20 protein-coding genes are annotated in these 22,491 nt (G+C 62.3%); 10 read left to right on the forward strand and 10 right to left on the reverse strand.

The annotated features are described in order from the left end of the window. Positions 1 to 166: 166 nt before the first annotated feature. The 3 genes from ENGE1_RS24685 to celB are packed head-to-tail and all read right to left on the reverse strand — an operon-like array spanning position 167 to position 3,910. A complete protein-coding gene (locus ENGE1_RS24685; protein ID WP_048255316.1) occupies positions 167 to 1,630 on the reverse strand; it encodes a leucyl aminopeptidase family protein in 1,464 nt (487 codons plus the stop codon). A 3-nt stretch (positions 1,631 to 1,633) separates the two neighbouring features. Beyond that, complete coding sequence (locus ENGE1_RS24690; RefSeq protein WP_048255317.1) at positions 1,634 to 2,587, reverse strand: N(4)-(beta-N-acetylglucosaminyl)-L-asparaginase; 954 nt, start codon at positions 2,585 to 2,587, stop codon at positions 1,634 to 1,636. 6 nt (positions 2,588 to 2,593) lie between these two features. Continuing rightward, a complete protein-coding gene (gene celB / locus ENGE1_RS24695) occupies positions 2,594 to 3,910 on the reverse strand; it encodes a PTS cellobiose transporter subunit IIC (RefSeq protein ID WP_048255320.1) in 1,317 nt (438 codons plus the stop codon). A gap of 160 nt (positions 3,911 to 4,070) precedes the next feature. Between celB and ENGE1_RS24700 the strand changes: the two genes are divergently transcribed. Continuing rightward, complete coding sequence (locus tag ENGE1_RS24700; protein ID WP_048255323.1) at positions 4,071 to 4,886, forward strand: helix-turn-helix domain-containing protein; 816 nt, start codon at positions 4,071 to 4,073, stop codon at positions 4,884 to 4,886. Here the strand turns inward: ENGE1_RS24700 and arsC are convergent. Further along, positions 4,883 to 5,239: an arsenate reductase (glutaredoxin) gene (arsC, locus tag ENGE1_RS24705; protein ID WP_048255326.1), complete on the reverse strand. Its 357-nt coding sequence runs from the start codon at positions 5,237 to 5,239 to the stop codon at positions 4,883 to 4,885. The genes ENGE1_RS24700 and arsC overlap by 4 nt on opposite strands. 9 nt (positions 5,240 to 5,248) lie before the next feature. Continuing rightward, positions 5,249 to 6,712, reverse strand: coding sequence for a beta-barrel assembly-enhancing protease (gene bepA, locus ENGE1_RS24710; RefSeq protein ID WP_048255328.1), 1,464 nt, complete (start codon positions 6,710 to 6,712; stop codon positions 5,249 to 5,251). 220 nt (positions 6,713 to 6,932) lie between these two features. Here bepA and ENGE1_RS24715 point away from each other — a divergent pair, with 220 nt between their 5' ends. The 4 genes from ENGE1_RS24715 (at position 6,933) to ENGE1_RS24730 (ending at position 11,658) form a co-directional block, all read left to right on the forward strand. After that, positions 6,933 to 7,997 carry an AI-2E family transporter gene (locus ENGE1_RS24715; protein WP_043082575.1) on the forward strand — a complete coding sequence of 355 codons (1,065 nt, stop codon included), beginning with the start codon at positions 6,933 to 6,935 and terminating at the stop codon, positions 7,995 to 7,997. 7 nt (positions 7,998 to 8,004) lie between these two features. Then, on the forward strand, positions 8,005 to 9,144 hold the full coding sequence (locus tag ENGE1_RS24720; protein ID WP_048255329.1) for a sugar diacid recognition domain-containing protein: 1,140 nt from the start codon (positions 8,005 to 8,007) through the stop codon (positions 9,142 to 9,144). Between the two features lie 106 nt (positions 9,145 to 9,250). After that, a complete protein-coding gene (locus tag ENGE1_RS24725; RefSeq protein WP_048255331.1) occupies positions 9,251 to 10,519 on the forward strand; it encodes a GntP family permease in 1,269 nt (422 codons plus the stop codon). A 2-nt stretch (positions 10,520 to 10,521) separates the two neighbouring features. Further along, the gene (locus ENGE1_RS24730; protein ID WP_064360853.1) at positions 10,522 to 11,658 is read left to right on the forward strand and encodes a glycerate kinase; all 1,137 of its coding nucleotides are present in this window, start codon (positions 10,522 to 10,524) and stop codon (positions 11,656 to 11,658) included. 375 nt (positions 11,659 to 12,033) lie between these two features. Here the strand turns inward: ENGE1_RS24730 and ENGE1_RS24735 are convergent, their stop codons facing one another. The 5 genes from ENGE1_RS24735 to ENGE1_RS24755 form a co-directional block, all read right to left on the reverse strand. Continuing rightward, entirely contained in the window at positions 12,034 to 12,990 is a 957-nt protein-coding gene (locus ENGE1_RS24735) for an ABC transporter permease (protein ID WP_043082578.1), read from the reverse strand. Next, the gene (locus tag ENGE1_RS24740) at positions 12,983 to 14,521 is read right to left on the reverse strand and encodes a sugar ABC transporter ATP-binding protein (RefSeq protein WP_225823426.1); all 1,539 of its coding nucleotides are present in this window, start codon (positions 14,519 to 14,521) and stop codon (positions 12,983 to 12,985) included. The genes ENGE1_RS24735 and ENGE1_RS24740 overlap by 8 nt, the downstream gene beginning before the upstream one ends. 58 nt (positions 14,522 to 14,579) lie before the next feature. Then, complete coding sequence (locus ENGE1_RS24745; protein WP_197737249.1) at positions 14,580 to 15,536, reverse strand: sugar ABC transporter substrate-binding protein; 957 nt, start codon at positions 15,534 to 15,536, stop codon at positions 14,580 to 14,582. Positions 15,537 to 15,713: 177 nt separating this feature from the next. Next, positions 15,714 to 16,184 carry a thioredoxin-dependent thiol peroxidase gene (gene bcp, locus ENGE1_RS24750; protein WP_048255276.1) on the reverse strand — a complete coding sequence of 157 codons (471 nt, stop codon included), beginning with the start codon at positions 16,182 to 16,184 and terminating at the stop codon, positions 15,714 to 15,716. Beyond that, positions 16,184 to 16,759: a glycine cleavage system transcriptional repressor gene (locus tag ENGE1_RS24755; protein WP_048255273.1), complete on the reverse strand. Its 576-nt coding sequence runs from the start codon at positions 16,757 to 16,759 to the stop codon at positions 16,184 to 16,186. Before ENGE1_RS24755 ends, bcp begins: the two co-directional genes overlap by 1 nt. 154 nt (positions 16,760 to 16,913) lie before the next feature. Here ENGE1_RS24755 and dapA point away from each other — a divergent pair, with 154 nt between their 5' ends. The 5 genes from dapA to ENGE1_RS24780 form a co-directional block, all read left to right on the forward strand. Next, the gene (gene dapA / locus ENGE1_RS24760; protein WP_043082583.1) at positions 16,914 to 17,792 is read left to right on the forward strand and encodes a 4-hydroxy-tetrahydrodipicolinate synthase; all 879 of its coding nucleotides are present in this window, start codon (positions 16,914 to 16,916) and stop codon (positions 17,790 to 17,792) included. A 16-nt stretch (positions 17,793 to 17,808) separates the two neighbouring features. Beyond that, on the forward strand, positions 17,809 to 18,843 hold the full coding sequence (bamC, locus tag ENGE1_RS24765) for an outer membrane protein assembly factor BamC (RefSeq protein ID WP_045287170.1): 1,035 nt from the start codon (positions 17,809 to 17,811) through the stop codon (positions 18,841 to 18,843). A 119-nt stretch (positions 18,844 to 18,962) separates the two neighbouring features. After that, positions 18,963 to 19,676, forward strand: coding sequence for a phosphoribosylaminoimidazolesuccinocarboxamide synthase (purC, locus tag ENGE1_RS24770; RefSeq protein WP_043086456.1), 714 nt, complete (start codon positions 18,963 to 18,965; stop codon positions 19,674 to 19,676). Between the two features lie 127 nt (positions 19,677 to 19,803). After that, positions 19,804 to 20,679, forward strand: a complete 876-nt coding sequence (ypfJ, locus tag ENGE1_RS24775; RefSeq protein WP_043082585.1) for a KPN_02809 family neutral zinc metallopeptidase — start codon at positions 19,804 to 19,806, stop codon at positions 20,677 to 20,679. An 8-nt stretch (positions 20,680 to 20,687) separates the two neighbouring features. After that, the coding region (locus ENGE1_RS24780; RefSeq protein WP_064360854.1) for a tRNA(Met) cytidine acetyltransferase TmcA at positions 20,688 to 22,491 on the forward strand (1,804 nt) is incomplete at its 3' end.

Raw genomic sequence — 22,491 nt, forward strand, 5'->3', positions numbered from 1 at the left:
ACGGCGAGCTCCCTTGACACGTTCACCGCGGAAAGCCTGACAGAGAAGCGGAGTTCTTATAGTGAACGGAACTATTCCACCATTCATAACATATTATTTTTTAGCATCCTCACACTATCTCTCAATACGAATGTGATTAAGAGACAGCACCCGTCCAGGATGAGGTTCAACTGTCAGAGCCTGCCTCAACAAAGCCAACCTCACCCCCCAAATCATCCAGCAGATGCTGCACCAGCAGCGGGATCGGCCTTCCTGACGCCACGCTGTGCCCCTCTTCGCGCCACAGCGCCGTACCGCTGACGTCCAGATGCGCCCACGGGATCTCCGGCGGGCAGAAGTGGTGCAGCAGCCATGCCGCCGAAGCGCTGATGGCCGCGTTGTTGGTCGGGGTATTGCACAGGTCGGCGATACGGCTGGCGGTCTGCGGCTTCAGCCGCGCATCCAGCGGCAGGGACCACACTTCGTCTCCGCTCTTAAGCCCCGCCGCCGTCAGCGCCGCGCGCAGTCTTTCATCCTGGGTCATCAGTCCGCTCAGGTCGTAGCCCAGCGCCTTTACCACCGCGCCGGTCAGCGTTGCGATATCAATAATGTAGCGGCTCTGCGGATGCCGGCGGCTGGCCCAGGCGATAGCGTCCGCCAGCACCAGGCGGCCCTCGGCGTCGGTATTGTTGATTTCTATCGTCATGCCGTTGCAGGCGCGGGCGACGCTGCCGGGCTGCATGGCGTTCGGCCCGATGGCGTTTTCCGCCAGCGCCAGGACGCCCATTGCCCGCACCGGCAGCGCCAGCCGGGCGATGCTGAGCATCAGCCCCAGCACGTTCGCCGCGCCGCACATGTCGTACTTCATGGTATACATGCCCGCGCCCTCCTTGAGCCACAGGCCGCCGGTATCGAAGGTGACGCCCTTGCCCACGTAGCTGCGCACCGGCCCGACGCTCGTCCCGTCGTAATGAATGGCCAGCAGCCGGGGAGGGCAGCCGGCGCCTTTGCCGACCGCGTGCAGCAGGCCGAGGCCCTGTTCGCGGATGGCGGCCTCGTCCAGCACTTCGCAGCGCAGCGCCGGAGAGTCGGCCGTGAGCCGCGTGGCCTGCTCGACCACGAACTGCGGCGTGCAGAGATCGGCGGGGAGATCCGCCAGCCGGCGGGCGGCCAGCATCCCGGCGGCTACGGCGTGCTGCAGGCGGAGGCTTTCCGCAAGGCTGGCCTCCTGCTGCGGCAGGCAGTAGGCGAACAGGGCGGCAACGCGCCGCTCCTGCGGGCAGGACGTCATCAGCTTCAGATCGCTCAGGCGGTGATCCAGATTAAACAGCGCGCGCAGCGCGCCGTCGCGCACGCCGCCCGCTGCCAGCAGAGTGCAGTCGAGTACCAGCGTGTCGCTCACCGGCGCCTTGAGCAGCGCGCGCAGCCGGACCGGCAGCGCGTCGGTCGCGCGCTCCTGCCAGGCCTGCTGCGGGATGAGCGTAATGCGGGCAAAGGGCGCGCAGCCGAAGCGGGCATCGCCTTCGCCGGCGGCGCGCATTTCCGCCAGCAGCGGCACGTCGAGGGCATCAAGCAGCGGGCTGCCGGGCCAGCTGATGAGGTGGCTGCCCGCCGGGATCTGCGCCGGCCGGGTTATTAGTTGATAGTCCATTTTTTACTCCTCAATAGGGGCGCGGATGCGCGCCGCGTAGGCCTGCATCCAGGTCTCGTCCACCGGCCAATAGCGGGTGCCCTGCGCCTCGCGCTCGGCGCGGAACACCGTCAGCGGCTGGCCGGCGGTGGCGACCACGAATGAAAAGGTGCTGATATTGGTGGCGGCGCCAAACTCGCCCCGGCGGTTCATGCACACCACCGACAGATCGCCCGCCCGGCCGAAGCGCGACATCAGCTTATCCTCCAGCTCGAACACCACCGAGTCCGCCGCCTGCTGCGGCGTCATGCCGCCCGCCATCCGGCGCACGATCTCGTAGCTGGTGCAGCCCTTCATCAGATCCTCACCGACGCCGGTGGCGGTGGCCGCCCCGGCCTCGCTGTCGCAGTAGAAGCCCGAACCCATGATGGGCGAATCGCCGATGCGCCCGCGCTTCTTCATAAACAGGCCGCTGGTGGAGGTGGCGACGCTCATCGAACCCCGCACATCGAGGCCGATAATGCCCACCGTGTCGTGGCCGTCGTAGGGGCTGAGCCCCCGGTCCAGCGTCTCCCGGCAGCGCTTGCGGTAGTGCTGCATCGCCCGCTCGGTCAGCATCTGCTTGTCGGCAAAGCCCTGCTCCAGCGCCCACTCGCGCGCCCCCTGGCCCACCAGCAGGCTGTTATAGCGCTGGCGGCTGAGGGCGTGGGCGACCCGCACCGGATTGGCGATATCTATCAGGTTGCCGACGGCGCCGAAGGCGAGGCTGTCGCCGTCCATAAAGGCGGCGTCCAGCTCCACTTCGCCGTTTTCCGTCGGCAGGCCGCCGTAGCCCACCGATTTGTACAGCGGAAAGTCCTCGACCGCCGCCACGGCTTCCACCACCGCATCGGCGGCGCGGCCGCCGCCCGCCAGCGCGCTGGCCGATTCGCTAACGCCCTCAAGCGCCATGCGCCAGGTTGCAATAATTCCCCACATCGTCTGTTACTCCTGTTTTGCCAGCTGCGCGGCGTGACTGTCGGCGGCGCTCTCCGCCGCCCGGTACTGCTTATCGAGAATGCGGATAAACGGCAGGTAGAGCATCGCCCCGATCAGCAGGTTCACTATCTGCATCAGGCTGCCGGAAAGATGGCCGGTGACGATAAAACCGCTCAGCACCGGCGGCAGCGTCCAGGGAATAAACACCCCGGTAGTAACCGCCACGGCGCCGATTTTCATCGCCAGATACTGGACGGTGACCAGTACCAGCGGCACCAGATTGAAGGGGATCAGCATGATCGGGTTCATGATCACCGGCAGGCCGAAGAGGATCGGTTCGTTAATGTTGAACAGCGACGCCCCGGCGCCGAGGCGCGCCACCTCGCGCATGTTTTTGCTGCGGGCAAAGATAAGCATGGCGAGCACCAGCGACAGGGTAGCGCCCGCGCCACCCATCCACACCATATCGAAGAACTGTTCGGTGATAATGTGCGGCGGCGTGACGCCCGCCTGAATAGCGGCGATGTTATCGGTCTGATTCTCCATCCACAGCGGGCGGATAATGCCGTTGATCATCGAGCCCGAATTGATCCCCACCGACCAGAGTACGGTGATGCTGAAGACCGTCATCAGCGCGCCGAAGTACGAGGTGCCGTAGTGGCGCACCGGGGTGGCGACGACGTCATAAATAAACTGGTGGATGGTGCGATACGACGTGTGTTCGAAGCCGATGCGGATGGCGAGCACCAGGATCATTACCACCAGCGCCGGGATCAGCGCGGCGAAGGACTCCTGCACCGCCGGCGGCACGCCGTCGGGCATCTTGATGGTCAGCTTTTTGCGCTTCAGCCAGCAGAACAGCTCGGTCCACAGCAGGGAGCCGATCATCGCCACGAACAGCCCCTTGCTGCCGATCCACTCTACCGGAATAACGGTAATGCCGCCGCCGTCCGCCACCTTAATAAACGGCGTCAGGATCAGGAAGCTGACCAGCGCCAGGATGCCGCAGGAGATGCGGTCCTCTTTGTAGTGCTCCGCCAGCCGGTAGGCGACGAGAAAGCTGATAAAGAGCGACATGGTCGAGAACACCGCGTTAAACGGGATCTCAACGATGGCGCTCCAGCTCTTACCAAAGGTGTGAGACATAAACTGCTGATACCCCTGGTGCGGAAATGAAGAAATCACCAGCAGTATCGAGCCGACGATAATAAACGGCATGAAGGAGACGTAGGCGCCGCGGATGGCGCACAGGTGGCGCTGCTGCGCGGTTTTTGCCGCCAGAGGCATCAGTTTTGCCTCAAGAAATCCCAGAACATTGTTCATTGTGAGCTCCGCAAGAGATCGTCCGGATCGTTATGTGTTATCAATGCGAAGGAATTATTAGACAAACGGCGCCGCTGAACGGTGAATGCGATCACAATGGCGGCACAGGTTAAGTATAAGTATCATATGATTAGTTACGAACACTGACGAGAGTTCGCCGATGGAAATCAAACTGCACGCCAATGCCACCACTACGCCACGCGTTCGCCGCTACCTGCAGGAGTCTGATAAAAGCGACCGGGAGCTGGCCAGAGAGCTGGGGATCTCGGTCACTACCGTCCGCCGCTGGCGCAAGCGTCAGCAGGTCAGCGATCTGCACACGACGCCAAAAGTGATACACAAAGCGGTGATACCTGAGCAGGCGGCGCTCATTAATGTCCTGCGCGACAGCCTGCGGGCGCCGCTGGACGAGCTGCTGTTTATGGTCAATGAGGGGCTGGGCATTGCGGTCTCGCGGGCCACGCTCAACCGCTACCTGCGGCCGGTGACGGGCGCCAGGGCGGCGCAGGGCTGCCGGGCGCTGAAGGGCGGCGCCCGGGCGGATACCCTGACGCTGCGCTACCGGCGGCTGGCGATGACCATGGACGACGGCGGCGACCACCACCTGCTGTGGGCCAGAGAGCCGGTCAGCGGCTGGTGCCACGCCCGGGTGTACGCCGGGATCTCGCCCGCGCTGGTGGACCGCTGGCTGGAGGAGACGCTGTCCCGCTGTCCGGCAGAGATCCGCGCGCTGGAGGTTGAGGAGGGCAGGTGGCTGACGGCCGAGCGGGAAGGCTTCCGGCTGGATAAGGTCGCGGCGCCGAAACACGTTACGCTAACGCTCGACCGGCCGCTCGGCGCGCTGGTGCCCGCCGCCGGAACGGCGGATGCGCTGGCGCAGCGGCTGTGCGAGCTGTGGAATAGCGGCAGGGCGCAGAAGAAACTGGGAGAGAAGACGCCGCAGGCCTTTTTGCAGGCGCTGCGGCAGGAGAGTTAGAGGATTTCCAGCACCGATTCCGGCGGCCGGCCGATGCGCGCTTTACCGTCGCGGACCACGATGGGCCGCTCAATCAGCTTCGGATTATCGACCATCGCCTGAATCAGCGCCGCTTCGCTGAGGCCGTCGTTCGCCAGGTCGAGCGACTTATACAGATCCTCTTTCTGACGCATCAGGTCGCGGGCGCTTTTCATTCCCAGCATCTTAAGCAGCTTTTTAATCGTCGCCGCATCCGGCGGCGTCTCAAGGTAGAGCACTACCTGCGGCTCAACGCCATTTTCCTTCAGCAGGGCCAGAGTTTCGCGACTCTTGGAGCAGCGCGGGTTGTGGTAAATAGTGACCGGATCGTTCATCGGGTATCCTTACATTTTGCTATAGGGTTTAAAGACGTTCTCCAGCCGCCTGAGCTGATCGATGCGGGCATCGTAGCGCGCCTGCTGCAGGCTGCCGAGCTTCACCTGGGCGCTGGCGCTGCTTAACAGCGAAATGGCCTGGTCGAGTTGGCCCGTCAGCGCCATCGATTCCGCCCGCGCCGCCAGCTCCTGATCGCGGTGGCCCTGCTTGCTTTCGGCCTGCGCCAGCAGATCCCAGCCGTTGAGGTCGTCTTTATAGTTGAAGGTATAGCGGTTGAGGATCGTCGAGGCCTCGGCAAAGCGCCCGCTCTCGATCAGCGCGTTGGCGAGGTTCAGCTGCAGCACCGGGCTGGTGCGCAGATCCTTCGCGTTCTGCAGGCGGCTCACCGCTTCGGCGTTCTTTTTCAGCCCGAGATCGATATCGGTGGCGAGGTCCAGATACCACGGGTTCTGCGGGCTGGCGGCCAGCAGCGGCTGCAGCTGTCTGCTGGCTTCGGGGAAATCATCTCTGCCCATGGCCAGCAGCGCGCGGCCGTAGCGGGCGGCGTGCTGTTCGCGCACGTTGCCTTTAGCCCAACTGTCGAGCATATCGGTGCTGAGCTGGTTTTTGCCGTTATTGTACATCCCCAGAATGCGCGCCTTGGCCATGTAAAAATCTTCCGACGACTGCACCACCACCGGGCGCATCTGGTTGGCGCGGTTGCGGGCGTCCGCCAGGCGGCTTTCGGGCAGCGGGTGGGTCAGCAGCATTTCCGGCGGCCTGGTGGCGTAGCGCGAAAGATCGAGCAGCTTATCCATAAACTGCGGCATCGCCTGCGGATCGAAGCCGGAGCGCTGCAGCACGCCGATACCGATGCGGTCGGCTTCCTCTTCGTTCTGGCGGGTGAAGCTGATCATTCCCTGCTGGGTGCCGGCCAGGGTCCCGGTTAGCGCCGCCATCCCCGCCTGGGGGCTGGCCATCGCCAGCAGGATGGAGCCGAGCGCGCCGACCCAGGTCAGCGGGGCATTGCGCTTCTGATCTTCCATCGCCCGCGCCAGGTGGCGCTGGGTAACGTGGGAAATTTCGTGCGCCATGACCGACGCCAGCTGGCTCTCATCGTCCGCGTAGCGGAACAGCGCCGAGTGCAGCACGACGTTGCCGCCAAAGAAGGCGAAGGCGTTCAGCTCATCGTTATTGATTAAGTAGAAATGGAAGGGGGTGCGCACCGAGTAGGCGTGCGTCACCAGCCGCATGCCGAGATTATTAATGTACTGACTCAGCAACGGATCGTTAATCAGCGGCGCGCTGCCGCGCAGCTGGCGCACGAAGAAGTCGCCCATCTGCATCTCCTGACCGATGGAGAGCGTGCTTCCTGCGGTGGTGCCCATGTCCGGCAGGGTATCTGCACTGTCAGCAAACGCCGGAAGGGTCTGTCCCAGCGTCAGCGTAGCAATCAGCGTTGCCGCAAGCGTCGTTTTGAACTGGCTGAACATAACCTCAGTCCTGTATAGAGGGTGTGGAAATTTGACCAACGAAGCCCCGGTATGTTCCTCCGTCGCCAGGCAGAAGTGTAGCTGGCGGGCAGCGGCTTGAAAACTGAATCCCGCTGTTTTCATGATTGAAATCGGCTTGTTAAAAAGCGCAGGTTTTTTTATGCGGGTTCGATACAATCTTTGCGGGCCTTTTGTCCGCAATACAGGGAATGGTGTGGTTATGCTTGAGTTGTTAATGCAGTGGTATCGCCGTCGCTTCAGCGACCCGGAGGCAATAGCCCTGCTGGTTATTCTGCTGGCGGGTTTTTGCATTCTGTTTTTCTTCAGCGGCCTGCTGGCGCCGCTGCTGGTGGCTATCGTGCTGGCTTACCTGCTGGAGTGGCCGACCGTCCGGCTGGTGCGCCTCGGCTGCTCGCGCGGCTGGGCAACCTCGATTGTGCTGGTGATTTTCGTCGGCATCTTGCTGCTGATGGCCCTTGTCGTCATGCCCGTTGCCTGGCAGCAGGGCATCTATCTGATCCGCGATATGCCGGGTATGCTCAACAAGCTTTCCGATTTTGCCGCCACGCTGCCCCGGCGCTATCCGGCGCTGATGGATGCCGGCATCATCGACGCCATGGCGGAGAATATGCGCAGCCGGATGCAGACCATGGGGGATTCGGTGGTGAAATACTCTCTGGCGTCGCTGGTGGGGCTGCTGACGCTGGCGGTCTATCTGGTGCTGGTGCCGCTGATGGTCTTCTTCCTCGTGAAAGATAAAGAGCAGATGCTCAACGCCGTGCGCCGGGTGCTGCCGCGCAACCGCGGGCTGGCGGGGCTGGTATGGCTGGAGATGAACCAGCAGATCACCAACTACATCCGCGGCAAAGTGCTGGAGATGGTCGTCGTGGGCGTCGCCACCTGGATTGCCTTCTTGCTGTTTGGCCTCAACTACTCCCTGCTGCTGGCGGTGCTGGTGGGGCTGTCGGTGCTGATCCCCTACATCGGCGCCTTTGCCGTCACCATCCCGGTGGTCGGCGTCGCGCTGTTCCAGTTCGGCCTCGGCACCGAGTTCTGGAGCCTGTTTGCCGTCTATCTGATAATCCAGGCGCTGGACGGCAACGTGCTGGTGCCGGTGCTCTTTTCCGAGGCGGTCAACCTGCATCCGCTGGTGATTATTCTGTCAGTGGTGATTTTTGGCGGCCTGTGGGGCTTCTGGGGCGTTTTCTTCGCCATCCCGCTGGCGACGCTGATTAAAGCCGTTGTGGTGGCGTGGCCGGAGAGTCCGGCGGTGGAGCAGCGCTAAGGACCGGATGAAAAAACAATATCTGAAGGCCTACACGGCCCGGCAAATTGTCCAGCGGGCGATGAAAATCATCCCCTGGTCGGTGAACGTGATGAACGAGGAGGGGATCATTATCGCCTCCGGCGAACCTTCGCGGCTGCAGCAGCGCCACGAAGGCGCGGTGCTGGCGTTAAAAAATCATCGAACGGTTGAGATTGATGCCGCCATGGCCCGCAGCCTGAAGGGCGTGAAGCCCGGCATAAACCTGCCTATTATCTTTCGCGAACAGACGCTCGGCGTACTCGGTATCACCGGCGATCCTGACGAGGTTCGCGCCTGTGCAGAACTGGTCAAAATGGCCTCCGAGCTGGTTATCGAGCATATGGCGCTGATTGAGCAGAAGCAGTGGGATAATCGCTATCGGGAAGAACTGATCAATCAGCTTCTTGAGCGCGAGTCTTCTGCCGATGCTCTCCATGCAATGGTTTCTTATCTGGGCATTGACTTATCCCTGCCCAGAGTTGTGGCAATTATTGAACTTCGCCAGCCGGACAGGGAAGCCCTGCAGGCCCTGATGGACTACTTTGAAAACCGCGCCCGGGATCATCTGGTCACCCTCAGCGACTTTAATGAGCTGACCGTTGTTAAGCCTATCACTCTGCGGGACGGGCGCTGGGACCTGCAGCAGGAGTTGAGCGACCTCAGAGAGATTAAATCCTGGGCGGCTGCGTCGGGATTCAGCCGCGTTATCGTTGGCGGGCACTTTCCCGGCGATAACGGGCTGCACCGCTCGTGGCTGACGGCGAAGGCGACCCAGTCAATGGCTGCGCGGCAGAAGCTAAAAAACCAGTACGTTTTCTACCACGATTATGCGCTCCCCGCGCTGCTCGGCGGTGTGTCCGGCGACTGGCAGGCGCAGGAGCTCTCTTACCTGTGGCAGAAACTGGCGGCGGGCGACGCAAAAGGCGTGCTGCAGGCGACGCTGCGCGCGTGGTTTGATCAAAATTGTGACATTACGCAAACGGCGAAAGGATTACACATACACGTCAACACGCTACGCTATCGTTTGCAGCGCTGTGAAGATATCCTTAATATTAAAATCAATGAGTTGAATAATATTCTCTGGCTTTTTATCGGCATGCAGTTGCAGCAGGAAACTGGAGAATAAAACAGTTTCAGGCCCCAGACGGTGGCTGATTTTTGTAGTAATCGCCCATTCTTTCCTCTGCGCTTTTTTTGATACTGCGCCTGTACCCTATAAGGAGGCGCAGCAGATGACGTCCATATCCACATTTGGCGCGATTGCCGCACTGGCAATTGCTATTCTCTTAATACTCAGGAAGGTGTCCCCCGCTTACGGCATGATGGCCGGCGCGCTGATTGGCGGCCTGGTCGGCGGGGCCGATCTGGTGGAAACCGTCAAACTGATGGTGACCGGCGCGCAGGGGATCACCAACGCGGTCCTGCGTATTCTCGCCGCCGGCGTGCTGGCCGGCGTCTTAATTGAGTCGGGCGCGGCCAATACGATTGCCGAAACGGTTGTGAAAAAGGTGGGCGAAACCCGGGCGCTGCTGGCGCTGGCTATTGCTACTCTCTGTCTGACGGCGGTAGGCGTATTTGTCGACGTGGCGGTGATTACCGTGGCGCCTATCGGACTCTCTATTGCCCACCGGGCGGGGCTGTCGAAGACGGCTATCCTGCTGGCGATGATCGGTGGCGGTAAAGCGGGCAACGTAATGTCCCCGAACCCCAACGCTATTGCCGCGGCGGACGCGTTTCACGTGCCGCTGACCTCGATCATGCTGGCGGGCATTGTGCCGGGACTGTTTGGCCTGGTCATTGCCTATCTGCTGGCCAAAAGGGTGAGCCGCAAAGGGTCGCCAGTCCTCGCTGAGGAGGTCACGACACACGGTGCCCAGGCGGGCCAGCCTGGATTTCTGGTCGCCATCAGCGCGCCGCTGGTCGCCATTTTTCTCCTGGCGCTACGTCCGCTTGCCGGGATTGTTATCGATCCGCTGATTGCCCTGCCGGTCGGGGGACTCGTCGGCCTGGCGTGTATGGGGCGCATTCGCCACGCTAATACCTATATGATTGCCGGTCTGAGCCGCATGGCACCGGTGGCGATTATGCTGTTAGGCACCGGAACCCTGGCGGGGATTATTGCTAACTCAGCGTTAAAAGACGTTTTGATCAATGGGCTTACGGCTTCCGGACTGCCTGCCTGGGTGCTGGCCCCGGTCTCCGGAGCGATCATGTCGATGGCGACGGCATCCACAACGGCCGGGACGGCGGTGGCTTCCAGCGTGTTTGCGCCAACGCTGCTGGAGCTCGGGGTCTCTTCTCTGGCGGGCGCGGCGATGATCCACGCGGGAGCGACGGTACTGGATCACCTGCCGCACGGCAGTTTTTTCCACGCCACCGGCGGCAGCGTGAATATGCAGATCCGCGAACGCCTGAAGCTGATGCCCTATGAAACGCTGGTAGGGCTGACGATAGCCGTTGTTTCTACCCTGATATTTGGCGTGTTTGGCTTTGGAGGATAAGCATGAAAATCGTCATTGCACCCGATTCGTTTAAAGAGAGCCAGTCGGCGATGGAGGTGGCGCAGGCCATCGAGAGCGGCTTTCGCGAAATCTATCCCGATGCCGACTATGCGCTGGTGCCGATGGCCGACGGCGGCGAGGGCACCGTCGAGTCGATGGTGGAAGCCAGCGGCGGGCAGTACCGCTACAGCGAGGTCAGCGGCCCGCTGGGTGAGCCGGTTTCCGCCCGCTGGGGCCTGATGGGCGATGGCCGCACGGCGGTGATTGAGATGGCGGCGGCCTCCGGCCTTAATCTGGTGCCGCCCGAACGGCGCAATCCGCTCAACACCACCAGCTACGGCTTTGGGCAGCTGATCGCCGCCGCGCTGGACGCCGGCGTGGAGCGGATTATCCTCGGCATCGGCGGCAGCGCCACCAACGACGGCGGCGCGGGTATGATGCAGGCGCTCGGCGTGCGGCTATTGAATGCAGATGGAAAAACGCTGGCGCACCGCGGCGGCGCGCTGGAGGAATTGGAGAGCATTGACCTGAGCGGCTGCCATCCCCGGCTGGCGGAAGTGGCGCTGACGGTGGCCTGCGACGTGAATAACCCGCTGTGCGGCGAGCGCGGCGCCTCGGCGGTGTTCGGCCCGCAGAAGGGCGCGACGGCAGAGATGATCCCCCGCCTGGACGCGATGCTCAACCGCTGGGGCGAGGTCATGGCCAGGACCACCGGGCGCGACGTGCGCGACGCGCCCGGCGCGGGGGCCGCCGGCGGCACCGGCGCCGCGCTGCTCGGCCTGCTCGACGCGGCGCTGCAGCCCGGGGTTGAGATCGTGGTCGACGCGCTGGGCCTGGAGGCGCAGGTGCAGGATGCGACGCTGGTCATCACCGGCGAAGGCAGGATTGACAGCCAGAGCATCAGCGGCAAAACGCCGATCGGCGTGGCGGCGGTGGCGAAAAAATACGGCAAGCCCGCCATCGCCCTCGCCGGCGGCCTGAAGGCGGACCACCGGGTGGTCTACGATCGCGGCCTAGACGCGGCGTTCGCCATCCTGCCGGGCGTGGTGACGCTGGAGCAGGCGCTGGAAAACGCCCGCGATAACCTGGCCCTGACCGCCCGCAACATCGCCGCCGTGTGGAAGGCGGCGCGGGGGTAGGGCGTAGCCAGTGGCTAATGTCTTTGATAGCTATTTTGCACTGATAGTACGTATTCTGAGGGTTTTAACGTCCGGCTAAAAATCGCCTCAGATTCTGACGTCTGGCCGGGGCAGTCCGCAGGGATGCGGACTGAGGCGAAACGAGACAAGGATGTCGAGTCGAGCCGTACCCGATAGCCAGACGTCAGAATCTGAGGTTCCGCGAAGCGGCGATTTTTGTTGCCGGGAGCCGGGATTGTCAAGGGCGTGGCGGCGAACGCCCTTGACACGTTCACCGCAGAAAATCTGACAGAGAAGCAGAGTGCTGCGAGTGAACGGAACAATTCCACAATGCTGTAAAGGATGGGATTGCCGGACTACCTGGCATAAAAATGTCTACTTCTTCCGCCGGCTGCGGTACGTATCCAGCACTACCGCCACCACGATCACCGCCCCGGTGATCACCCGCTTGGTCGGCTCGCTGGCGCCAATCTGCGCCAGCCCGGCCGCCAGCACCGAAATAATCAGCGCCCCGAGGAAGGTGCAGATAACCGATCCGCGCCCGCCCATCAGGCTGGTGCCGCCGATCACCACCGCGGCGATCACCTGCAGCTCCATGCCGACGCCGCCGTTGGGATCCGCCGCCTCCAGCCGCGCCATCTGAAACAGCGACGCCAGCCCGGCCAGGGCGCCCATCAGCGCGAAGACCACCACCTTATAGGGCGCAGGATTGATCCCCGACAGCCGCACCGCCTCTTCGTTGGTGCCGATGCCGATGAGGTGACGGCCGAAAATGGTGCGGGTCAGCGCCAGCTGGCCGATGATAATCACCGCCACCGCAATCAGAAACGACGGCGAGATGCCGAACACAATCGGGTCGGCGAGGAAGTCGAAGCTGGATCCGATATAGGCGGTGCGCGAATCGGTCAGCTGGTAGGCAGTACCGCGGGCCATCTCCAGCATACCCAGCGAGACGATAAAGGTCGGAATGCGCCAGATAACCGAAATCAGTCCGGTGAGCGTGCCGACGGCGGTGGCGGCGGCGATCCCGGACAGCGCCGCCAGCCACGGCGACCAGTGCAGGTTGAGGTAGGTGACGCTGACCACCGCGGCGGACAGCGCCAGTACCGAGCCCACCGACAGGTCAATGCCGGCGATAATCAGTACGAAGGTCATGCCCACGCCCATCACCATCAGATCGGGGATCTGGTTGGCGATGGTGCTGAAGGTATTGAGGCTTAAAAAGTGGTCGCTGAGAAACGAAAAGAGGATAACCATCGCCAGCAGGGCGGCGAGCAGCCCCAGATAGCTGCTGAGGCCGCGCCAGGAGGCGGTATGTAACGCGTTACGCATGATCGGAATTCCCTGTTGCGTGCTGATAGCCGGAAAACGCCGCCGCCAGAATGGCGTCCTGCGTCCAGTTCTCCCGGGTAAAGGTCTCCACCAGCCGCCCGGCGGAGAGGACTGCGATGCGGTCGCAGATAAGCATAAGCTCGCGCAGATCGCTGGAGACGACGATAAGCCCCTTGCCGCTCTGCGTCAGTTCGTTGAGCAGCAGGTAGATATCGCGCTTGGCGCCCACGTCAATGCCGCGCGTCGGTTCGTCAAACAGGATCACGTCGCAGCTGCGCGCCAGCCAGCGGCTAATCAGCACCTTCTGCTGGTTGCCGCCGGAGAGGCTGCCGACCTCCCGCTCGCTGCCGGCGGTGCGGATGCCGAGCCGCGCGATGTACTGCTGCGCCAGCGCCCGCTCGCGCCCGGCGTTGAGCCACGCGAAGCGGCTGATCTTCTCGCCGTTGCCGAGCGAGGTATTGTTGCCCACCGAGTGGGGCAGCAGCAGCCCTTCGCCCTTGCGGTCTTCGGTGACCAGGGCGATACCGTGGGCAATGGCGTCGGCGGGGGAGCGCAGCGTCACCGGCAGCGGCGGATCGCCCACCAACAGCTGGCCGCTGTCGATGCGATCGGCACCGAAAATGGCCCGCATCAGCTCCGTGCGCCCGGCGCCCACCAGGCCGCTGATGCCCAGTACCTCGCCGCGGTGCAGGGTGAGAGAGATATCCCGCAGCACCGGGGCGCGGGTAAAGTGCTCAACCTTAAGCAGCGGGTTGCCCCGGCGGCGGGCGCTGACGTCAAAGCTGCTGTCGAGATCGCGGCCCACCATCAGGGAGACCAGCTGGTCGCTGGTGTAGCGCGCAATCGCATCCACGCAGACCAGGCTGCCGTCGCGCAGCACCGCCACGTCGTCGGCCACCCGCGCCAGCTCGTCGAGGCGGTGCGAAATGTAGATGAGCGACACGCCGCGCTGCTTAAAGCGGGCAATTTGCGTAAACAGTAGCTCGACTTCCCGGCTGGAGAGCATGGCGGTAGGCTCATCGAGGATCAGCAGCCGGCTGTCGCCGATCAGGTTGCGGGCGATCTCGATCATCTGCTGGTGGCCGATGCCTAAATCGCCGACCAGCGTATCCGGGCTAAGATTTTGCAGACCTACCATTTCCATTACGGGCTTCGCCATCTCCCGCAGGCGGCGGCGATTGATCCAGCCCGCCCGGCTGGGCAGCTGGTCGATAAACAGGTTTTCGGCGATGGTCAGGGTCGGCAGCAGATTAAGCTCCTGCATCACCATGCGGATGCCGAGCTTTTCCGCCTCTTTGCGGCTCTGAGGCGCGTAGGGCTGGCCGAGCCAGATCATGCTGCCGGTCGTCGGCGGCGTCAGGCCGCCGATTATTTTGGATAGGGTGCTTTTGCCGGCGCCGTTTTCGCCGGTCAGCGCCAGTACTTTACCGGCGTAGAGAGAGAGGCTGATGTCGCTCAGTACCGGCTCGTTGTAGGTTTTACCGATGCCGGAGAGGGACATAATCGCCTGAGGAGTGGTGGTTGCGTGCACGTTTCAGCCCCGTAAACAGATCCGGGGCAGCGCTGGCTGCCCCGGAGAGTGGCGGTGATTACTGCTTAACGATGAGCTGGACCGGCGTTTCAACGCTGCCCTTGAGTTCGCTCTGCTTCTTGCCGTCTTTCAGGGCTTCAAGCGCGGTATCAATGCCGAACACCGCCTGCTTTGAGGCGTACTGATCGGCGGTGGCCAGCACCCGGCCGTCCTGCAGCATCGGCTTGATGGCTGCGATGTTGTCATAGCCAACCACCTGCACCTGGCCGCGCTTGCCCGCCGCGCGGATGGCGGAGACGGCGCCCAGCGCCATATTGTCGTTATCCGCCAGCAGGGCCTTGATGTTCGGGTACTCGCTGAGCATCGCGGCGGCGATGGCGTTGGCGTTGTTCATCTCCCACTGCCCGGACTGGACGGAGACCACCTTCATGCCGCCTTCGGCCATCGCGTCCTGGAAGCCCTGGGTACGCTGCTGGGAGTTGGTGGAGGTGGGAATGCCCTCAATAATGCCGACCTCATCGCCTTTCTGCAGGTGCTTCGCCAGATAGTCGCCAATCGCTTTCGCGCCCTTGCGGTTGTTGGGGCCGACGAACGGCACGTTGAGGTTTTTATCCTTCAGCACCGCGTCGTCAAACTTGTTATCGATGTTGATCACCAGGATCCCGGAATCAATGGCTTTTTTTACCACTGGCACCAGCGCCCTGGAGTCGGACGGCGCGATAATGATGGCGTCCGCCTTTGAGACAATCATCTGCTCGACGATCTGGATCTGGCTGGCGGTGTCGGTTTCGTTCTTAATGCCGTTGGAGACGAGGGTGAATTTATCCGCGTTCTGCTTTTGATACTCTTTGGCGCCGTTTTCCATGGTCAGGAAAAACTCGTTGGCCAGCGACTTCATTACCAGGGCGATTTTCGGCTTATGGGCCTCGGCGGCAGAGGCGGGGGCTACGATAGCCGCCGACAGCGCCAGCGCGGCGGCACCGGCGATCGCACAGGAAAAAATATTTTTCTTCATAAGGTTATCCATTTTTTTAAGTAGGGTAAGACGCAAAGCACGATGCAGTATAATCAAGCCGCCGGAGAGCCAGAGTGAGACGCTGCACAATATTCTGAAAGCAGAAGAAAATAGCGGGGCAGGGAGGGAAATCTGGAGGGAATCGCCGGCCGCCGTCAGCGGCCAGCGCGGGCAATATCAGGTGTTCTCTTTCAGCCAGGCCAGTACCACATCGTGGTGATTGCTGGTTTTGAAGTCGTCAAACACGTGCTCAACCTTGCCGTCGGTGCCGATCAGGAAGCTGATGCGGTGGATCCCGTCATAGGTTTTGCCCATAAAGGTCTTCTCGCCCCAGACGCCAAACTGCTCGCTGACCTGATGGTCTTCGTCGGAGAGCAGGGTAAAGTTCAGCAGCTCTTTTTCAGCAAAGCGGGAGAGCTTTTCCGGCTTGTCGGTGCTGATGCCCAGCACTTCAACGCCGGCCTTTTTCAGCTCGTCCATATTATCACGCAGGCCGCAGGCCTGAACGGTACAGCCCGGGGTCATGGCTTTCGGATAGAAATAAACCAGAACACGCTGTCCCTGGAAGTCGGTCAAATTGACCTGCTCGCCGTCCTGATCCAGCAGGCTAAATTTCGGTGCGACGTCACCGGCTTTCAGTGGGGTCATCACGATACTCCATCTTGTTCATCATGCTGTGAATAATTAACGATGTTTATACTGCCTTGCGCATTCAGTTCTGTACACAGCTCTTTAAAGGCCTTCTCCATCTTTGGCGCATTTTGCGAGGCCGGGCTGTGAGCAGAAATCTGGATAAACAGCTGTGCGTTTTCACTCTTCTCACCGGGCTGCGTGCGCGACACCAGCTCGGCAATATTCATATCATGGGTATCAAACAGGCCGGTGAAACGCTCAATAATATGCGGTGAATCGGGAACTTCAACCTGTACCCAGACCGTCACCGGCAGCGGCTGACGCGGCCACGCGGAGGTGCGCTTCATCACAATCAGCAGATCGAGTTCGGCGCCTTTAAGCGGCAGCGTCGATTCGATCAGGGTGATGGCGTTCCAGCTGCCGGACAGCAGCATAATAAATGTGAACTCATCCCCGAGCATCGCCAGCCTGCTGTCTTCAATATTACAACCGCAGCTGCTGACGTGACGAGTGATGGTATTGACGATGCCAGGGCGGTCGGCCCCCAGAGCGGTAATAACGAGGTAATGGTGATGAAGGGAGGCAGTCAAACTGTTCTTCCTGTTATCAGTATGGGTTATGTACTAGGAAAGCATAAAAAAAATTTGCATACAACAACCTGAGTCGCCTCGGTCTCTTGCTTTTATCACGACACCAAACGTACCATTGAGGCTATTGTTCGCACGTCTGCACTGAGGATGGCCCATGTTCACGGGAAGTATAGTAGCGCTTGTCACGCCGATGGATGAAAAAGGTCAGGTCGATCGCGCCAGCCTGAAAAAATTGATTGATTATCACGTCGACAGCGGAACGTCGGCAATTGTGTCGGTAGGCACTACCGGCGAGTCTGCCACCCTGAGCCACGAAGAGCACGCTGACGTGGTGCTGCTGACCCTGGAACTGGCCGCTGGCCGCATTCCGGTCATCGCCGGCACCGGTGCCAATGCGACGGCAGAAGCTATCGCCCTCACCGAGCGCTTCAACAATAGCGGCATCGTTGGCTGCCTGACGGTCACGCCTTATTATAACCGCCCGACGCAGGAAGGGCTGTTCCAGCACTTCAAAACTATCGCTGAACACACCGATCTGCCGCAAATTCTGTATAATGTGCCCTCCCGTACCGGCTGCGATATGCTGCCGGAGACCGTAGGTCGCCTGGCGAAAGTCAAAAATATTATCGGGATTAAGGAAGCCACGGGGAACTTAAGCCGCGTTCACCAGATCAAAGAGCTGGTTTCAGACGACTTTATTCTGCTGAGCGGCGATGATGCCACCGCGCTGGACTTTATGCAGCTCGGCGGTCACGGCGTCATTTCCGTTACCTCTAACGTGGCGGCGCGGGATATGGCTGAGATGTGCAAGCTGGCTGCAGAGGGTGACTTTGCGAAAGCGCGCGTCATCAATCAGCGTCTGATGTCGCTGCATACAAAATTATTTGTCGAACCCAATCCGATCCCGGTCAAATGGGCATGCAAGGAGTTGGGACTTGTAGCGACCGACACGCTGCGTCTGCCGATGACCCCCATCACCGCCCACGGGCGTGACGTGGTGGCCTCGGCGCTGAAGCATGCCGGTCTGCTGTAAAGTTTAGGGAGATTTGATGGCTTACTCAGTACAGAAGTCGCAGCTGGCAAAAGTTGCGGGTGTTTCGCTGGTGCTGCTGCTTGCGGCGTGCAACTCGGACTCACGCTACAAGCGCCAGGTGAGCGGTGATGAATCCTACCTGGAGGCGACGCCGCTTTCTCAGCTGCATGCTCCGGCCGGGATGATTCTGCCGCTGGAAAACGGCGACTACAACATTCCGGTGGTCCGCGGTGACGGTGCTACGGGTAAAGCCCTGGATATTCGTCCGCCGGCGCAGCCGCTGGCGCTGGTTTCCGGCGCCCGTACCCAGTTTACCGGCGACACGGCGACGCTGCTGGTCGAAAATGGCCGCAGTAACAACCTGTGGTCGCAGGTTGTCAGCATTGTGCAGGATAAGCACTACACCATTGATAAGCGCGATGATGCTTCTCAGAGCCTGACCACCGACTGGATCCAGTGGAACCGTCTTGATGAAGATCAGCAGTATCGCGGCCGCTACCAGGTTTCCGTTCGTCAGCAGGACTATCAGCAGGCGGTTGTCGTTAAGCTGCTCAACCTTGAGCAGGGCGGTAAGCCCGTCGCCGATGCTGCGTCCATGCAGCGCTACAGCACCGAAATGCTGAACGTTATCTCTAACGGGCTGGACCAGTACGCCACGACCGCTGCCAACAGCGCGCAGAGCCGCGCTGGCGCAACCTTCGACGTGCAGAGCGGGGCGGATGATACCGGCCTGCCGATGCTGGTGGTGCGCGCGCCGTTCAACATGGTCTGGCAGCGCCTGCCGGGCGCGCTGTCGAAAGTGGGCATGAAAGCGACCGACAGCAACCGCTCGCAGGGTAGCATGTCCGTCACCTACAAGCCGCTGTCCGATAGCGACTGGGCATCGCTGGGGGCGAAAGACCCGGGCATGAGCTCAGGCGACTACAAGCTGCAGGTCGGTGATCTCGATAACCGCAGCAGCCTGCAGTTTATCGATCCGAAGGGGCATCCGCTGACCCAGTCGCAGAATGATGCGCTGGTGGCGGCCTTCCAGGCGGCATTAAGCAAGTAATCTGAAAAGGGCTGGCGCAATCCGGCCCTTTTTTCTGTATAGTGACGCAAACGTGTGCGTCGGCTGAAAAACCGATTTATCGAAGACTTTTTTCTATCTGTCTATCTGGAGTAGTAAAGATGCAAAAGCAAGCTGAGTTGTATCGTGGTAAAGCGAAAACCGTTTACAGCACGGAAAATCCTGACCTGCTGGTGCTGGAATTCCGGAACGATACGTCAGCCGGAGACGGGGCGCGCATTGAGCAGTTTGACCGCAAGGGAATGGTGAACAACAAGTTCAACCACTTCATTATGAGCAAACTCGCGGCGGCCGGCATTCCGACCCAGATGGAAGCCCTGCTCTCCGACACCGAGTGCCTGGTGAAGAAGCTGGAGATGGTGCCGGTCGAGTGCGTGGTGCGCAACCGCGCGGCCGGATCGCTGGTGAAGCGCCTCGGCATCGAAGAGGGCATTGTGCTCAACCCGCCGCTGTTCGACATGTTCCTCAAAAACGACGAAATGCATGACCCGATGGTCAACGAGTCCTACTGCGAAACCTTCGGCTGGGTCAATAAAGAGAACCTGGCCCGCATGAAGGAGCTGACCTATAAAGCCAACGACGTGCTCAAGCAGCTGTTTGACGACGCCGGGCTTATCCTCGTGGACTTCAAGCTGGAGTTCGGCCTCTACAAGGGCGAAGTGGTGCTGGGCGACGAGTTCTCTCCGGACGGCAGCCGCCTGTGGGACAAGAACACCCTGGACAAAATGGATAAAGACCGCTTCCGCCAGAGTCTCGGCGGCCTGATCGAAGCCTACGAAGAGGTGGCCCGCCGCCTGGGCGTTGAGCTGGACTAACGCCCCGCGCCTGCGCTTCAAGAGGATGCCCCGGCATCCTCTTTTGCTATCTACGTTTTGACTATGGTAATTCCCGCCGCAACCACCTACGATCTAAACACTATTATCAGAAGCAACAGGAGTAGCTATGCGCTGGCAGGGGCGTCGCGAAAGCGACAACGTCGAGGACAGACGAAATGAGTCAGGCGGGATGCCGCCGATGTCGGGCGGACGCGGTTTTCGCCTGCCCGCCGGTAAGGGCGGCATCGTACTGCTGATCGTGGTGGTGGTGGCCGGTTACTACGGCGTGGACCTGACCGGCCTGCTTACCGGCGAGCCGGTGGCGCAGCAGCAGAGCAGCCAGCGGTCGGTCAGTCCGCACGACGATGAGGCCGCCAAATTCACCTCGGTGATTTTTGCCACTACCGAAGATACCTGGGGCGAGATCTTCCAGAAGATGGGCCGCCAGTACCAGCAGCCGAAGCTGGTGATGTATCGCGGCTATATTCAGACCGGCTGCGGCGCCGGGCAGTCGGTAATGGGGCCGTTCTACTGCCCCGCGGACAGCAAGGTCTATATCGATCTCTCCTTCTACGATGACATGAAGAACAAGCTCGGCGCCGACGGCGACTTCGCCCAGGGCTACGTTATCGCCCACGAAGTCGGCCACCACGTGCAGAAGCTGCTGGGGATTGAGCAGAAGATGCGCCAGATGCAGCAGCACGCCTCGTCGCAGGCGGAAGTCAACCGCCTGTCGGTCAAGCTGGAGCTGCAGGCCGACTGCTTCGCGGGCGTCTGGGGCCACAGTATGCAGCAGCAGGGCGTGCTGGAAGCGGGCGACGTGCAGGAGGCGCTGAACGCCGCCGAGGCCATCGGCGACGACCGCCTGCAGCAGCGGAGCCAGGGCAGGGTAGTGCCGGACAGCTTTACCCACGGCACCTCCGAGCAGCGCTACAGCTGGTTTAAGCGCGGCTTTGACAGCGGCGACCCGGCCCAGTGCAACACCTTCGGCAACGCTCTCTGAGTTAAGCGATGAGTGAGACAGACGCCGCCGTCGCCCTGGCGACGGCAATGGCGGCGGCGGGCATCCGCCGGCTGCTGGTGCTGAGCGGCGACGCGCCCTGGTGCCTGCGGCAGGCCCGGCGACTTCGCGAGCAGTTGGGCGGAGACGGGCTGTGGGTCGGCCCTGACTCTGCGCCAGAACCCTCGTGCGCTCCCGGCGCGCTCGCCCGCCTGCTGGGGCGCGAATACCATCACGCTTTCTTTGACGCCCTCAGCGGCTTTGACGCCTCGGCCTTCGCGGCCCTCGCTGGCACCCTTAAGCCGGGCAGCTGGCTGGTGCTGCTGGCGCCGCCCCTGGCGCAGTGGCCCGCGCAGCCGGACGCCGATTCCCTGCGCTGGAACGACGCCGCCGAACCCATTCCGACGCCTCATTTTATCCACCACTTTTGCCGCATCGCCCTGGCGGACCCCGACGCGGTTATCTGGCAGCAGGGCGCGCCGCTGGCGCTGCCCGACTGGCCCGCGCGTCCGGCCTGGCAGCCGGCGAGCGGCGCGCCGCTGGCCGAACAGGCGGCTATTCTTGACGCCCTGGCGCAGATGCCCCCCGGCGCGGCGGTAGTGACCGCCGGGCGCGGGCGCGGCAAGTCGGCGCTGGCGGGCATGCACCTGCGCGCTCTGCGCGGCACCGCCATCGTCACCGCCCCGGCAAAGGGCGCCACCGATGTGCTGGCGGCCTTCGCCGGGGAGCGCTTTCACTTTATGGCCCCGGACGCCCTGCTGGCCGCCGACGCCCGCGCCGACTGGCTGATCGTCGACGAGGCGGCGGCCATCCCCGGCCCGCTGCTGGCGGCGCTGGTCAGCCGCTTCCCGCGCGCGCTGCTGACGACTACGGTGCAGGGCTATGAGGGTACCGGCCGCGGCTTTCTGCTCAAGGTCTGCGCCCGCTTTTCATCGCTGCGAACCTTTACCCTTGAGGCGCCGGTACGCTGGGCCAGCGGCTGTCCGCTGGAGGCGCTGGTGGCGCGGGCGCTGCTGTTTGATGACGCGGTGCCCGATGCGCCCGGCGGCGCGGCGCGGGTCGTACCGGTTGCGCAGAGCACCTGGCGCAGCGCGCCCGGCCTGCCGACGGCGATGTACCGCCTGCTGTCGGCGGCCCACTACCGCACCTCGCCGCTGGATCTGCGGCGGATGATGGACGCCGACGGCCAGCGCTTCACCTGCGCCCTGCGGGGAGAGGCGACGCTCGGCGCACTGTGGCTGGTGGATGAGGGCGGCCTCAGCCCGGCGCTGAGCCGGGCGGTGTGGGCCGGCTTTCGCCGCCCGCGCGGCAATCTGGTCGCCCAGTCGCTGGCGGCCCACGGCGGCAGTCCGCTGGCGGCGACGCTCGGCGGGCGGCGCATCAGCCGCATCGCCGTTCATCCGCAGCGCCAGGGGGAGGGCATCGGTCGGCAGATGGTGGCCGACGCGCTGAACCGGGCTGAGGGGCTGGATTATCTCTCAGTCAGCTTCGGCTATACCGATGAATTATTGCGCTTCTGGCAGCGCTGCGGCTTTACTCTGGTGCGCGTCGGCACCCACCGGGAGGCCAGCAGCGGCTGCTACAGCGCGATTGCGCTGCTGCCGCTGAGCGAAGCGGGCCGGGCGTTGGCCGTCCGGGAACGGGAGAGAATGCGCCGCGATGCGCCCTGGCTGGACGCCTGGCGCAGCCTGCAGCTGGCGGAAGATACTCCGCAGGAGGCGATGCTTACTGATGACGACTGGCCGGAACTGGCGAGCTTTGCCTGGGCCCACCGCCCGCTGCTGGCGGCGGTGGGCAGCCTCAACCGCCTGGCGC

The organism is Pluralibacter gergoviae ATCC 33028 = NBRC 105706, assembly GCF_001598855.1.
GTDB lineage: Bacteria > Pseudomonadota > Gammaproteobacteria > Enterobacterales > Enterobacteriaceae > Pluralibacter > Pluralibacter gergoviae.